The organism is Hymenobacter jeongseonensis (assembly GCF_015694725.1).
GTDB classification, from domain to species: domain Bacteria; phylum Bacteroidota; class Bacteroidia; order Cytophagales; family Hymenobacteraceae; genus Hymenobacter; species Hymenobacter jeongseonensis.
This window is the reverse complement of record NZ_JADQDQ010000002.1, coordinates 481,172-496,748: the sequence shown is the minus strand read 5'-3', so window position 1 is coordinate 496,748 and position 15,577 is coordinate 481,172. Positions and strand designations below refer to the sequence as shown.

Genomic DNA, 15,577 nt, shown 5'->3' with positions numbered 1-15,577 from the left:
CCCGAGCGTTGCGTATGGAAGCTCACTCCATTTTATCTGTGCAAGCGGCCTTGGGCGAGGGGCCGATTTGGAACCCGGAAACCCGGCAGCTGTATTGGGTGGACATTGAGGGCCGCGCCTTTCACGTGTTCGACCCGAAAAGCGGCCAAGACGTTTGCTTCCCGACCACTGCGCGGGTGGGAGCGGGGGCGCCAATGCGCAACGGCAACGTGCTGCTAGCCCTGCAAACCGGCTTGCACCAACTCGACCTCCGCACCGGCCGCCTCACGTTACTCACCAACCCGCTCACCGACCCCAACCTGCGCTTCAACGACGGCAAGTGCGACCCGGCCGGCCGGTTTTGGGTAGGCACGTTTCATTTGGAGCAAAAGCCCAGCGCCGGCACGCTCTACCGTTTCGACCCCGATGGCAGCCTGCACGTGATGCTGCGCGGCATCACCAATTCCAACGGCATCATCTGGTCATTGGACCAAGCTACCATGTACTACATCGACACGCCCACGCTCACGGTGCAGGCGTTTGACTACGACAACGCTACCGGCACCATTGCCAATCCGCGGGTCATCATTCGCCTTCCCGAAGGGCCCGCCTCGCCCGATGGCATGACCATCGACGCGGAGGGCAAGCTCTGGGTGGCGCTCTGGTGCGGCGGGGCCGTGCACCGCTACGACCCGCACACTGGCGCCTTGCTACAGGTAATCAAAGTACCCGCGCCGCTCACGTCTGCCTGCGCCTTCGGCGGGCCAGATTTGAGAACCCTGTACATCACCACCGCCCGCCACGGCCTCACGCCGGAGCAGTTGGCGAAGTTTCCACTAAGCGGCAACCTCTTTGCCTTGGAGCCAGGAGTAAGTGGCGTGCCGGCTTGCTTTTATGGCGCAGAAATGGTCCCAAAGTGAACAAATCCGCCCGTCATGCAGAGCGCAGCGAAGCATCTCGTGTGTGGTAGTAAACCAATCGTTGATGATTAGTTATGGCACGCGAGATGCTTCGCTGCGCTCTGCATGACGGGAATTATTTCTTGTCTGCTGGCCCAGCTGGCGGGGTGCTGGGGCCTTCCAGTGGCGTGGTCGGGTCGCCGGGGTCTGAAGCGGGGCCGTGGCCGTGTTGCTCATGGTCCTCGGGTTTGTAGTTGGCTTGTAGCTCGGCTAGCTTGGCCTTGCCATAGGCCAGTTTGGTGATGCCGACGAACAGCACCGGCACGGCAAAAATGGCCAGGAACGTGGCCGCGAGCATGCCGCCCGTCACCGTCCAGCCGATGGTTTGGCGGGATACGGCGCCGGCGCCGGAAGAAAACGCCAGCGGCAGCACACCCAGGATAAAGGCCAGCGACGTCATGATGATGGGCCGTAGGCGCAGCGTGACGGCTTGAATGGTGGCCGCCACCACGTCCATGCCCCAATCGACTCGCTCTTTGGCAAATTCCACAATCAGAATGGCATTTTTGGCCGAGAGACCAATGAGGGTAATCAGGCCAATCTGGGCGTACACGTTGTTGGTGAGCTTGGGCAGGAACGTGAGGGCCACGATGGCGCCAAACGCGCCCAGCGGCACCGCCAGCAGCACCGAGAACGGCACCGACCAGCTTTCATACAGCGCCGCCAGCAGCAGAAACACGAACACAATGCTCAGCCCGAAGATGATGATGGTGCTGTTGCCGGAGCTGATTTCCTCGCGGCTTAGGCCCGAGAAGTCGTAGCCGTATTCGGCCGGCAGGGTTTGGGCGGCTACTTCCTGCAGGGCCGCGATGGCTTGGCCGGAACTGTAGCCGGGCTTGGCGTCGCCGTTGATTTCGGCCGCGCGGAACAGGTTGTAGTGCGAAATCAACGGGGCGTTTTCGGTCACCTTCGTGGTGATGAGCGAGCCGAGCGGCACGTTTTCGCCGGCTTGGTTCTGCACGTAGTAGTTGTTCAGGTCCGAAATGTCCTTGCGGTAGAAGGTGTCGGCCTGGGCCACTACGCGGAAGTTGCGGCCGTATTTCGTGAAGTCGTTGATGTAGGCCGAGCCCATGTAGGTCGACATCGTGGTGAAGATGTTGGTGAGCGGCACGCCCAGCTTCTTGGCCTTTTCGCGGTCCACCGTCACCTGGTAGCCGGGCGTTTTGGCGGTGAAAAAGGTGAAGGCCCGGCCGATTTCGGGGCGCTGGTTGGCGGCGGCCACGAACTTGTTCACCGTGGCCTCAAACGCTTTGATGTCGCTGGACTGCTCGCGCTGCTCCAGCTGGAAGCTGAAGCCGCCGGTGTTGCCCAGGCCCGGAATGGCCGGCGGCGGCACCACCACAATGTTGGCCCCTTTGATGGCTGTAAATTCCTTTTGCAGCCGCGCAATAATGCCCTGCAGCTGGTCCTGCTCCTCTTTGCGCTCTTCCCAGGGCTTCATCTGCACGAAGAAGGTGCCGCTGCTGGGCTTGAAGGAGAAGTTGAGGGCGTTGAGGCCGCCCACGCCGGTGTAGTTCTTGATGGCAGGCACTTTCTGGCCGATGATTTTGGCCATTTGGTCCATGATGACCTTGGTGCGGGCGCTGGACGCGCCCTGCGGCAATTCCACGGAGATAAACAGGCGGCCTTCGTCCTCCGTCGGGATAAAGCCCGACGGCTTGCCGCGGAACAGCAGGAACGTGCCCGCGTACACGCACACCAGCAAAATGAGTACGAATGGCGTGGCCTTCAGCGCCTTTTTCACGCCGTTGGAATAATGCTCCGTAGTGCGCTCAAACCATTTGTTGAACTTGTAAAACAGCTTGTTTAGGCCCTTGGAATCGGCTTTCTGCTCCGTGGGGCGCATCATCAAGGCGCACAAAGCCGGCGTGAGCGAAAGCGCCACAAACGCCGAGAGCACCACCGAAATAGCAATGGTGATGGCAAACTGCTGATATAGCTTGCCCACAATGCCCGGGATGAAGCCCACCGGCACAAACACCGCTGCCAGAATCAGGGCAATGGCAATAACCGGGGCGGTGATGTCCTTCATGGCCTTGGAGGTGGCTTCCCGCGCGGGCAGGTTCTCGGTGTCCATGTAGTGCTGCACGGCCTCCACCACCACAATGGCGTCGTCGACCACAATGCCAATGGCCAGTACGAAGCCGAACAAGGTGAGCGTGTTCACCGTGAATCCCAGTGGAATGAACATGATGAACGTGCCGATAATAGCCACCGGAATGGCCAGAATCGGGATGAGCGTGGCGCGCCAGCTTTGCAGGAAAATGAACACCACCACCGTCACCAGCGCCAGGGCTTCGAGCAAGGTTTCGAGCACTTCCTTGATGGACACTTCCACCACCGTCACCGATTCAAAAACGGCCTTGTAGACCACATCCGGCGGGAATTTCTTCTGCAGGTTGTCCATGGTGGCATAAATGCCTTTGGCCGTTTGCAGGGCGTTGCCGCCCGGCGTCTGGTTGATGAGCAGCAGGGTGGTGGGCGTGCCGTTGGTGGTGTTGTAACGCGAGTAATCGAACTGGCCGAGCTGCACGCGGGCCACGTCTTTGAGGTACACCACGGTGCCGTCTTCGGGCTTGGTGCGCACCACGATGTTCTCGAATTCCTCAACTTTGGTGAGGCGGCCGTTCACGAAAACCGTGTACTGGAAGGCCTGCGACGAGTACTGCGGCGCTGTGCCCACCGAGCCGGCGGCCACTTGCACGTTCTGCTCGCGCAGGGCATTGGTCACGTCGTTGATGTTGAGGCCGAGCTGCGCCATTTTATCGGGCTGCAGCCAGATGCGCATCGAAAAGTCCTGGCCCAGGGCCGTGACGTCGCCCACGCCGGGCACGCGCAGCAGGGCGTCGCGCACGTACACGTTGGTGTAGTTATCCAGAAAAGCAATGCTGTGGCTGCGCTTGGGCGAGTAGATGGCCAGCACCATGAGGGTGGTGGGGTTCCGCTTCTTCACGGTCAGGCCCAGGCGTTTTACTTCGTCGGGCAGGGTGGGCTGGGCCACGCTCACGCGGTTCTGCACGTCGAGGGTGGCGATGTCGATGTTGGTGCCAATGTCGAAGGTGACGTTGGTGCTCACGCGGCCGTCGTTGGTGGCGTTCGACTGCAGGTAGGCCATGCCGGGCGTGCCGTTCACCTGCGTTTCGATGGGGGTCATCACGGTTTGCTCCACCGTCTGGGCATCGGCCCCGGTGAAACTGCCCGAAATCTGCACCACCGGCGGCGAGATGTTGGGGTACTGGCTAACCGGCAGGTTGAGCAGGGAAATAACCCCCACCAGCACAATCACAATGGATATGACGATGGCCGTGACCGGCCGCCGAATAAAAACGTCTGAAATCATAAGCTAGATGGCGCGCAGCCAGGAACGTCATGCAGAGCGCAGCGAAGCATCTCGCGTGCAGTCAGTAGATTCAACCGATTGAATTGGTGGCGGCACGCGAGATGCTTCGCTGCGCTCTGCATGACGGGTTTATTTGGCGGCAGTAGGGGCACCCGAATCAGCCGGTTGAGCAGGAGCATTCGGGTCGTCCACTTTCACCACGGCACCCTGCCGCAGGTTCTGCACGCCTTCGCTCACAATGGTTTCGTTGGCTTTAAGGCCTTCGCGCACCACCACTTTATCATCTACGCGGGTGCCCAGGGCCACTTTTCGTTGGGCTACTTTGCTGCTGTCGCCCACCACGTACACGAAGAATTCGCCCATCTGCTCGGTTACGGCTTTGTAGGGGATGGTGAGCTGGCGGCCGGTGTCGTCGTTGCGCACGCGCAGGGTGGTGTTCATGCCGGCCAGCAGCAGGCGCTGGGCGTTGGGAAATTGCACGCGCACTTTCACGGTGCCGGTTTGCGGGTCCACGGCCCGGTCGATGGTCGTGATTTTGCCGGGGGCGCTGTATTCCTGCTTGCCCGCCATCACCAAGGTGTACACCGAATCCGCCTTAGCGGCGGGCTGCCGCTGGAGCTTCTGGAAACGCTGGATTTGCTGTTCGCCCACGGCCACGTCCACCGCAATGGGGTCATCGGAAGAAATGGTATTGAGCAGCGTGCTGCCCTGGGTGGCCAGGGAGCCCAGCTTCACCTGCGAAATGCCGATGGTGCCCGCAAACGGCGCCACCACCACCGAGCGTTTCAGGTTCTGGGCCACGGTGGTCACGGCCGCCTGGGCCGCGCTGATTTGCGAAGCGGCGTTGGCCACGTCGGTCTGGGCGTAGTCCACGCGCTGGCGGGCGATGGCATCTTGCTGGGCCAGGCGGTTGTAGCGCTCGGCGTCTTTGGCGGCGCGGGCGTAGTTGGAGCGGGCCACGGCCAGTTGGGCCTGGGCCTGGCGCAGGTCGGCCTGGTAGCGGGTTTGGTCCAGCTCGTACAGGCGCTGGCCTTTCGTGACGCGCTGCCCGTCTTTGATGAAAATGCCAGTCACGTAGCCGCCTACTTCGGCGCGCAGCTCTACTTCATTCAGCGGCACCACGGTGCCGGGATAGGTGTCGAAGCTGACCACCGGCTCTTCGCCCACTTTATACACCGCCACCGATACCGGCGGCGGGGGCGCGTTTTTCTTGGCTTCCTCTTCCTTTTTATTGCCGCAGGAGGCGAGGGCAAAGGCCGTGAGAATGACAGGGAAAAGCCGGGTGGAAAGGGTGTTCATAGTTGGAGAATAAGGGAAGTCAAGTAAGAATGTTGCTCACGTAAAAGGGACGGTCATGCAGAGCGCAGCGAAGCATCTCGCGTGCTGCCACTAATCCTTACGATTGGTCTACTACCCCACGCGAGATGCTTCGCTGCGCTCTGCATGACCGTTCAGATTTGAACTTTTGTTAGTTAAAACGTGATGTCGCCCAGTGCCCGCTGCACGTCCAGCTTGCTGGCCAGCACACCATATAAGGAGTTGTAATAGTTGAACTGAGCGTTTCGCAGGTCGTTTTCGGCGGTGATTACCTCCAGGTAAGTCTTGATGCCTTCGTCGTACTGCAGCTTGATGATTTTGTAGACTTCGCGGGCATCGGTCACGTTGGCGCGCTGGGTGTTCAGGTCGTTGAGGGCGCTTTTGTAAGTGGCCAGGGCCTGCTGGTATTCGGTGTTGATTTGGTTGCGGGTGTCCACCACGTCCAGGTCGAGCCGGTCTTGTTGCAGCTCGGCAATGCGCAGGTTCTGGAGGCGCCGCGTGCCCGTGAAGATGGGCACGGCCAACTGCAGGCCTATCTGCGAGTTGGGAAAGGCCGTGTTGTAGAGCTGGCTGAATTCATTGTTCTGAAACACCCGGTTGTAGTTGCCATAGGCCGAGAGCGAGGGCAGAAACCCGTAGCGAAAGAAGTCGATGTTGAGGCGCTGCAGCTTCTGCTGGGTCTGGAGCTGCTGAATTTCCACGCGCCGCTCCACGGCCAGCTGCGCGGCGGTGTCGAGCATCACTTCCTGCACCAGTTGCAGGGTGTCGTAGGTGAGCGTGAGCGGCGTTTTGGCGTCGAGGCCCATGAGCTGCTTCAGGTAGGCGTCCTTGCCTTTCAGCGCCTCGGTGGTGGTTTTGCGCTCGGCGTAGGCGTTGCGCACGCTGATTTCGGCCCGCTTGTAGTCAGTTTTGTCGGCAATGCCCACGTCGTACTGGGCTTTGGAATCCTTCAGCTGCTTTTCCTGCCGCCGGATGGCCTCGTTCAGCACCTTCAGCTGCTCCTGGGTGAGCAAAATGTCATAAAACGCCTTGCTCACGTTCGTCACCACGTCAATCTTGAAGCCCGTGGTGTTGAGCCCCGTTTGCTGGCGGATGTAGCGGGCCGAGCGCGCCGCCCGAATCACGTCGTTGCTATAAATGAGCTGCGTGGCCTGCAAGCCCAGCGTCGAGGTGTTTTTCAAACCAATCCGCACAATCTGCGGGCCGGCGGCGGGGTCGGCCAGGTTCGGAAAAACCGAAGTCGGCAGCTCTACATTGTGGGCCAGCGCCGCCGTGCCCTGAATCTGTGGCAGCCAGCTGCTGAGCCCGATGCGGATGTTGCGTTCGCCAATTTCCTGGTCAATCACCGCTTGTCGCACCGCCGGCTGGTTTTTCAGGGCAAATTCCACGCACTCCTGCCGCGAAAGGGGCTTGGCCGGCGGGGGAGTGGGCTGGGCCACGGCCCCTAACGGGGCAGCCACCGCCAGCACTCGCAGCAGCTTTGCCAGGGCCAGTTGTAGTTGTTTCATAGATAAATAAGCAGAGCAGCTAGTACGCGGATAGGTCCCATTATGATGCCTTTCGCTCCCGCCGCCCGCCGCTTCAATACGGGCTTGGCCCTGCCGCGTGTTTCCCTCCTTTCTACTCGGAAAAGGAACCCCAGCCTTGCCCCGTTGTCGACGAATTGCTGCGCTCGAAAGCCACCTTCACAGTACCACCGACACGTTTTGTCCGGGCGCCTACGCGCCTACTTGGCGCATACGCAAGCTTGGTAAACCGTTGCCCTCCGCAAAAGTTAAAAAATTAAATGCGGCGCCCGGAGCGGCCCCTACAGTTCAGCTATTTGCAGCTGAATATCCACGTTGCGCCCGTGGTCGTCGGCGCAGGAGATTTTTACGTTGCCCGTGGGTGGCCGGAAGAACACCCGCTCCGTGGCCGCCGCGGCGCGCAGAAACCGGTCGTTTACGTACCAGAATACCTGCCGTACCTCGCTGCCGGCCGCGCAGCTGAGCAGCAACTGCTGCTTTTCGGCACGGTTGAGCAGGTATTCGGCATTGGCCAGGGGCGAAGTTATAGCCAGCGCTGCGCCGGTTGCGTCGGTGCCGCGCACTAGGCGGCAGGCCGCATTGTGGGCTGGCAGGCGGGTGGCGGGCAGGCCCTGGGCTTCTCGAAACGCTAGTACTTCGGGCGCCGGGTTGGGGAACAATTGGCGCCGAAATCCCGCTTCGGGCACGCAGGCGCGGCAGTAGGAAATGGCTCCATCGGCCGATACGAGGGCTTCTTTCTGGTGCTCGCAGCGCCGGGCTGAAGAAATGCCGGACAAGTAGTAGTCGATGAGCTGGTTGGGGCAATTTTCGCCGGGAACGAGGCCGGTTTCGGCGCACACCAGCCGGAAGTCGAGGCTGGCGGGCGGGGTGGCCCAGCGGTTGGGCGAGTTGTAGGCCAGGGCGTTGAAGATGTCGAAGAGCAGGGGCGTGGCAATGTCGGTGCCTGTGAGCGCGGGGCTGCCTGCGCCGCTGAAATTGCCTACCCACACGCCCACGGTGTAGTCCTTGTTGTAGCCGATGCTCCAGGCGTCGCGGCGGCCGTAGCTGGTACCGGTTTTCCAGGCAATTTTGGGTAAGCGGGCGCTGCCTTGGTAGCCTAGCGGAAGGTCGGGTCGGGTGTGCTGGGCCAGGATGTCGGTAATGAGAAAGGCGGCAGCAGGGCTTACCAATTCCGATTTGGTCAATGGCTTTTGTTTACCCACTTTTTCAGTAAGCACAAGCGGTGCGTATCGTCCCCCATCCGCCAGCGTCACAAAGAGCCCCGTCAGCTCCTCCAGCGTGGCGCCGCAACCGCCCAGCACGGTACTGAGGCCGAGCCGGGGGGCGGTTTTGGCGACGCTTTTGAAACCCGCATCGCGCAGCTTGTCGGTGAAGGTGGGTACGCCCATTTCGCTCAACACGCGCACGGCTGGGATGTTGAGCGAGTAGGTAAGGGCGCGCTCCACGGTCACTTCGCCGCTGAAGTTCTTGTCAAAGTTCTCGGGTTGAAAGCCGCTGAAATTGCTGGGTACGTCAGGTAGTTTCAGCTTGGGCGTGACGAGGCCGCGGTCCAGCGCCAGCGCATACAAAAACGGCTTCAGCGTACTGCCCGGCGAGCGAACAGCCCGCACGCCGTCTACCTGCCCAGCGCTAGCGGCGTCCGCAAAATCGGCTGAGCCGACGTACGCTTCTACGGCGCGAGTACGATTGTTCACCACCAGCACCGCGGCCTGATTGATGCCTAATTCATGCAGACGGCGCACGTAGTTTTTGGTTAGGTCTTCGGCCTTGGTTTGGGGGCCGCGCTGCAAGGTGGAGCGAATGTTGGGCTGCCTCACAAACTGCGTGACCAAGCGCCGCGCCAAGTGCGGGGCCAGCGCAGGCGCCGCGTGGCGCTGCACGTCCAGCGGCTCGGCTAGGGCGTCTTCAATGTCCTGGTCGGGGAACAGGTGTTGCTTCTGGAACTGCCGCAGCCAGCGGTTGCGCTCGGCCACAATCAGAGCGTTGTTCTTGCCCAGCACCAGTGCCCGCGGCTGGTTCGGGATGATGGCCAGCGTCACGGTTTGGGCCAGCGAGAGGTAGTCGGGCGGTTGCTGGAAGTACAACAATGCCGCCGATTTCACGCCTTCAATGTTGCCGCCATACGGCACCAAGTTCAGGTAAAGCTGCAGGATTTCGGCCTTGCTGTAGTGGGCTTCCAACTGTACGGCGCGTAGCATCTCCTTAAGCTTATTGCCGAAGGTGCGCTCCTTAGGTTCCAGCAGCCGGGCTACTTGCATGGTGATAGTGCTGGCGCCAGTGGTGCGCCCCTTGCCAAAGATGTTTCGCCCCGCAGCCTGCACAATGGCCACGGGATTGACGCCGAAATGGTACCGGAAATACCGGTCTTCCTTATTGATGATGGCCTGCTGCAAGGCTGGCGTAATCTCCGCCAACTCGGTTTTCATGCGCCACTTCTGCGTGGGGTTGAGGTAGGCATGCAGCACGCTGCCGTCTGCCGCCAGCACGATGGGCGAATAGCGCGGTGCGGGAGGAATCGGAAAAAGTCGGTTGAGGCACAATAGAATCAGCAAGCCGCCTAAGCCCCCTGCTACGAGTCGAAATAATGCCCGCCGATTCATAGCCAAAGATATTCGCCTTATAAAACAAACCAGCCCGTCATGCAGAGCGCAGCGAAGCATCTCGCTGGATTACTACCTCAACATAGCGGGCGAGATGCTTCGCTGCGCTCTGCATGACAGGCTGGGGTTGCTGGTACCAGTTGGTAGTAGTGACTACCGCACCCGCACTACACCCGCCCCATTGTAGCTGTGGTATTCCGCATTGTACATGGCGTCCGCATTCACTGGGCCTAGCTTGAAGGTGCCTTTGCTCACGGCGCGGGCCAGGTAGTAGAACGACTTGGGCTTGCCGGTTGCGGTGGTGAAGAAGTTAATCCGGTCGTCGCGCACGTCGAGGTAGTCGGGTTGGGCAGCGTCTTTGGCCCAATCCAATTCGCGCACCGCGCCGATGCGGGAGTTTTCGATTTCCAGGCCGGCGGGTAGCAGGTCGGTGATGGCTACGTTCTTGATGGTGCCGGCCGCGTCGCCGGCTTCGATGGTAATTTTGACCACCACCAAATCATTCTGGCGGAAGGTGGGCGAGCCCAGGGGCTGGCCGGCGCGGTTCAGGAACTGGCGGCGCACTTTCAGGTAGCTGTCTTCCTCCTTCACTTTGCCGCTGGCCGATATGCCTTCGGTTTCCCAGAAGTAGTAGAGGTTGCCGCTGCCGGCGGTGCGCAGGCTCAGGTCTCGGTTGGCTACGTTGGCCATCGTCAGGTCTTTGCCCGTGAAGCTGCCGAGGGCTTTGCCATTGGCCGAGACGGTGGCTGTGGCGGTGCTCTTGGCGTCGCGCTTGGCGACTTTGCCCAGGGCCAGCAGGGCGAAGGCGCGCTCCTGGGTATTGAGCCAGCCGGCGGTGCGCAGCCGCCGGCTGAGCTGCCGGGCCAGTTCCAATACTTGCGGGTTATTGGGGTCGGTTTCGAGCAGGGCGTTCAACACGAGGCCCTGGTCGCGGATGGGGGAGTAGAAGGAGCCGTCCAAGGCGCGCTTGGCGGCTGTTTCGCCGCCGAACTTGGTGGGCAGCAGGGCCCGAAACTGGCGCTGGTTGCCGAGCAGGGCATGGGTGCAGGCCAGCAGGAACTTGGAGTCTTCGGCCAGCAGCTGGCGGTTGGCTTTGTAGTAGTTCAGGGCCACGGCATCCTGGCGGCCGGCCAGGGCCAGCACGTAGAGCGAGTAGGCGATTTCCTTGCTGGCGATGGTGCGCTCCCGCGCGATGTTGCTCGCGTCGAAGTACTGGTAGGGCTCGGTTTCGCGCTTTTTGAGGCGGAACTGCAGGTAGCGCAGGGTTTTGTCGAGCACCGACTTGTTCACGGCGAAGCCAGCGCGCTGGGCTTCCTGCAGGAAGTGGGCGGCGTAGGCGGTGGCCCACCAGTTGTCGTAGTCGCCGCCGGGCCAGTAGCTCAGGCTGCCGTTGTAGAGCTGCATCGCCTCAATCTTGCGGATGGCCTCCTGCACGTGGTAGTTGGGATTGTAGCGCTGGGCTTTAGGCTCGGCGCCGGTTTTCTGCTGCAAAGTGGCCGCCAAATCGGCGTAGTAGAGCTGCGGGAAAGCGGCCGACACGGTTTGCTCCAGGCACCCGTAGGGGTATTGCAGCAGGTAGCGCAAGTCCTTGCTGAACTCCGTGAGCGGCGAGCGGCTAATGACCAGCCGGCTGGTGAGCGAGGCGGGCAGGAAATCAGTTTTCAGGTTGAGCGGGAGCGAGGCGCCGCCGGCCAGCACGCCGCTGCCGGTGCGCTTTTCAAGCGAGGCGGCGGGGCGAACAGGTAGTTCGATGGTTTCGGTAAATATTTCTTTGCTCTGTGGCTCTCCAAGAACTTGACCCGTTGCAACAATGGTAACGCTCCCCGCTCCAATGCCTTGAGCAGCTTTGATGCGAAAAATTACTCGATTCTCTGAATTTGGAGGAATTGGAACAACGTGTGCAACGGGCTGATAACTTCCAGGAATGTCAGCGTAGGGAATAAACGGTTCAGCATTTACTAGTGGGCCGCTGAGCTTTATTTTAGCAGAAACCCCCATCTTTTTGCCAGTCGTATTCGTCAGCGTCACGGGCACGTCAATCGTGTCGCCCGGGCTCATAAACCGCGGTAGCGCTGTCGAAATCACAACCGGGTCGGCCACCTTCATCGTGTGCTCGGCGTTGCCGAACGCATCGTCCTTATAGGCCACGGCCATGATGCGCAGCGCCCCCGAAAACTGCGGCACGCGCACGCGGTAGCGCACCTTGCCGGCAGCATCAGCGGTGAGGACGCCGCTCCATTTGGCCACCAGTTTCACGCGGCGGTTGGGGACGGGGTTGGTGCGGCGGCGCAGGTCGGCGGCGTCGCCCCCGCTGCTGCTGGTGCCCAGCTCGGGCAGCAGGAAGGGGTACATGTCGAAGGCCGACACTTCCAGGGCGCGCTTCTGGTAGAAGTAGCCGTAGGGGTCGGGCGTGCGGTAGTTTTTGATTTGCAAAATGCCCTCGTCCACCACGGCCAGCGTGACCTGGGCTCGCGGCGCGGTGGTGATTTCCACTGTCTGGAACGTCTGCGAGCGGCTGGCGGCGGGCGCGGCAATGGCCACCGCGAGGCGGGCACCGGGCTTTTCCACGGTGAGCGGCACGAAGCCGCGGGCCACGGTGAGTGGCAGGCGGTTGTCGGAAATGGCGCGGATGGCCGTGGCCGTCACGTACACGTTGGGCACGTGCTCGGCCTTGATTGGGATTTTGACCTGGGCTGATTTCTGGTCGGTGGTCACGTAGAAATGGTCGAGCACGCGGCCCCGCTCCACGGTCACGAGGACGCGGCCGGCTAAGGGCGTTTTCAGCAGCAGGTTGGCGGTTTCGCCGGGTTCGTATTTGGCTTTGTCGGCTTCGATGGTCACCTCGCCCTCGTTGTTTACCTCGAAGGAATTGGCTTGGGTGTCGCCGTATCCATAGGCGTAGAAGCGTTGCGCCACGTAGCTCAGGGCGCCCGGCCGGCTGATGCGCACCTCGTATTCGCCCGAGTACAGGGGCGTGAAGCTGAACGGTGTGCCGTTGCCCACAGCCTGCGTCCGGCTCAATATCGTTTGCTCGCGCTGCTGCGAATTGTAGACGTAGCGGCCGCCCTGGCGCTCGAGCACGGTTTCCCAGAGCAGGCGCACCAGCTTCACCTGGGCCTGGGCGCTGGTGGGCTGGCCCTGCGGCGTGAGGGCCAGCAGGCGCACGGCGGTGGCCTGGCGCGTGCTCACCAGCTCCGGAATGTCCTGGATGCCGAACATCGTGGCCTGGGTCTGCACGTCGAAGGTGGCGAGGCGGTTCACGGGCCGGCCGGTTTCGTCGAACACGGTGGCGAAAGCCACACCTTCCAGCGTGCCCAGGTCGCGCACTTCGGGCACGTCGAAGGTGGCGGTGGCTCGGCCGGCGGCATCGGTCACGCCCTCGCGCACGGTTTTTTCGAAGCGCGAAGTGGGTTTGCTGGTGTTTTCTTCGTCGCTTTCCGACGTGGTTTTGCGCCGCTCGCCGCTGTTGATTGCAAAGGAATAGCCGGGGAAATTCTTGGGCTGAAACGTCTTTTCTTTCAGCGAAAACTCGACCTCAAACTTCCGGTCGGCCGCGGGCGGGCCGAATAGGTTTTGGGCGTTGATGGTGGCCGTCACGGTCTGGCCGGGCTGCAGCACGGTGGGCGCGGCGGTTACGCTCACCTTCAGGCGGTCGGGGATGAATTCTTCCACGCTGATTTGCTTGGACGTCAGCAGTACGTCGTTGCCAGTCAGCACTTCCAGCGTGTAGAGGCCGGTCATCACGGCGGGCGGCAGGATGAAGCGGCTTTCGAACGAGCCGGCCTGGCTCAATTTCTGGCGCAGGCTGCTGTATTCCTTGCCGGTGGGCAGCAGCAGGCGGATTTTCACGGGCAGGTTGGCGGGCGGGGTTTGCCAGTCTTCGGTGCGCACCACAGTGTTGGTGCGCACGGTGTCGCCGGGGCGGTACAGGTTGCGGTCGCCGTAGAGGAAGGCCTGGTAGCGGGCGGCGTTGCTGGTCAGGCCGCCCACCTCGAAGCGCGAGGTTTCGACGCGGCTTTTGGCCAAATCCAGGAAGGTGAAGTCGGCGCCTTTCGTGGCCGTTACCATGCCCAGCTTGAAGCGTTTCATGCTGGCGGCCGAGTCGAAGGCGGCCACGCCGGCCGCGTTGGTCGTCACGGTGCCGATTACCTGGTTGTTGCTGCTTACTAGGTTTACCGTCACGTCCGCCAACGGCTGGGCTGTGCGGATGGAATTGGCGAATACCAGCGTGCCGCCGGTGGCGCCCTGCTTAACAATTAGCCCCACGTCGGTCACGGCCACCAGCTTGCTCACTTGCAGCCACTGGCGCTCGGTGTCCTGCACGCGCACCACGTACAGCCCCTTCATGGCACCCTGAAACTCCAGGGCTTTCAGGTCGAGGTTGAGCAGACGCAGGCTGCCGGACTTGGGCAGACCGGTCACCGAAATAGTGCGCTCAGAAATGACGTTGCCGATGTTTTCAGTATCGTAATAGCGGAAGCTGCGGTCAATGTACTCGCCGTTCTCGTCCTGGTTGCTGCCTTCGTCCATCCCTTCGTCCTCGTCGTAGCGGGGGTAGCCGTAGGAGGGCTCGCCGCGCAGCAGTTGCTGGATGTTGTTGGCGTAAACCTTCGCGATGGTCACCTTCACTTTCTGCACCTCGTTGATGCGCAAACCCAGGTTGCGGGTGCCCAGGGCGTCGAGGTACATGGCTTTCTCGCCGCTGGCAAAGCTGATGCTGGGCCGCTCGGCCGCGAAGGAAACTGACTGGCTGTAGGGCTCATACAACTGCCCCCCCAGCAGACCGCGTGCCCCGGAGGCCAAGGTCACCTGGTAGGTTTTGCCCACCTGAAAATTGCCCTTCAGCGCAAAGCCGCTTTCCAGCGCCTCAATGGCGAAGGGCGCGCTGGGCGACACTTTGAGCGAGGTCTGAATGTCCGAAATCGCCACCGGCTGGTTGGTGAGCACCGTCACCACGGCCTCGCCGTTCAAGAGCGAGCCCGTCAGCTCGCGCACTTCCAGCAGCTGCGGCTCGGGCACTTCGAGTTGGGCTAGAAGGGGCTTTTCGGTGGCTTTGCCGCCCACGGCGGGCGTGAGGCCGGGCGCCACTTCCACCGTGAGGGCAGCGCCGGGCTTCACGTCCTGCGCGAAGCTGAGGCCCAATATCTTGTCCGGCTCGGCTGTGATGAGCTGCACGGCCACGGGCTTGCCGTCCTGGCTCACACGCAGGCGGGGGCGCAGGTCGGCTGGCCGCACGGGGTAGTTGAACACGAGGTTGGCGCGCAGCTCGGCCGTGCCCGCGGCCCTGGTCGAGCGGCCGTAGAATACCTGCGGCGTGGCCATGCCCAGGTAGGGCGTGTGGAAGCGCTTGCGGTTGAGCGCCAGCTGCTGTTTGCCGCTGGGCAGGGTTTGGGTTTGCAGCGCGGCATCGAACACGGTACTGGGCCGGAAAGGCTCCAGCGGCGAAAAGGTCAACTCCCTGTCCCCGGTCCACTTGAACTTGCCGCGCACGGCCGGGTTGAACTTCACGTACTGCGTGGTGTCCCAGCGGTTGAGTTGGGCGTCGGCCACCACAGCCTCGTCAAACGTGAAGACGAGGTTGGAATACGGGTCAATTTCTTCGCCGTCGGTTTGCTCGGTCGCGGCCTGTTCTTGGGCCGTTTTTTTGGAACACGAAGCGGTGGCCAGCAGCAGAAGTAGCAGCGGCAGGAAACGGAATCGGAGCAGCATGAATGGGGTGGGGGAAATGCGGCGGGAAGGTAGCGGTTTGCGCATATATAACAACGGTCTATTGTTCTGGTAAAGCGCTTCGGAACGAATGGCAACAATGGCGTAATGCCGCAAAGACGGGCCTTTTCTCTCGGCCAGAAATACCAG

6 protein-coding genes are annotated in these 15,577 nt (G+C 61.6%); 1 reads left to right on the top strand and 5 read right to left on the bottom strand.

The genetic code is table 11. From position 1 onward, the window contains the following. Nucleotides 1–14 precede the first annotated feature (14 nt). Nucleotides 15–899 (top strand): SMP-30/gluconolactonase/LRE family protein, encoded by an 885-nt coding sequence (locus I2I05_RS05695; protein WP_196281256.1) that lies wholly within the window; start codon nt 15–17, stop codon nt 897–899. 115 nt (nt 900–1,014) lie between these two features. Here I2I05_RS05695 and I2I05_RS05690 read toward each other — a convergent pair whose 3' ends face one another. The 5 genes from I2I05_RS05690 to I2I05_RS05670 form a co-directional block, all read right to left on the bottom strand. Beyond that, complete coding sequence (locus I2I05_RS05690) at nt 1,015–4,278, bottom strand: efflux RND transporter permease subunit (RefSeq protein ID WP_196281255.1); 3,264 nt, start codon at nt 4,276–4,278, stop codon at nt 1,015–1,017. A gap of 129 nt (nt 4,279–4,407) precedes the next feature. Next, nucleotides 4,408–5,577 carry an efflux RND transporter periplasmic adaptor subunit gene (locus tag I2I05_RS05685; RefSeq protein ID WP_196281254.1) on the bottom strand — a complete coding sequence of 390 codons (1,170 nt, stop codon included), beginning with the start codon at nt 5,575–5,577 and terminating at the stop codon, nt 4,408–4,410. A gap of 173 nt (nt 5,578–5,750) precedes the next feature. Continuing rightward, nucleotides 5,751–7,103, bottom strand: coding sequence for a TolC family protein (locus tag I2I05_RS05680; RefSeq protein ID WP_196281253.1), 1,353 nt, complete (start codon nt 7,101–7,103; stop codon nt 5,751–5,753). Nucleotides 7,104–7,402: 299 nt separating this feature from the next. Continuing rightward, nucleotides 7,403–9,607 carry a penicillin-binding protein 1C gene (pbpC, locus tag I2I05_RS05675; RefSeq protein ID WP_394368726.1) on the bottom strand — a complete coding sequence of 735 codons (2,205 nt, stop codon included), beginning with the start codon at nt 9,605–9,607 and terminating at the stop codon, nt 7,403–7,405. A 267-nt stretch (nt 9,608–9,874) separates the two neighbouring features. After that, the gene (locus I2I05_RS05670) at nt 9,875–15,430 is read right to left on the bottom strand and encodes an alpha-2-macroglobulin family protein (RefSeq protein ID WP_196281251.1); all 5,556 of its coding nucleotides are present in this window, start codon (nt 15,428–15,430) and stop codon (nt 9,875–9,877) included. Nucleotides 15,431–15,577 lie beyond the last annotated feature (147 nt).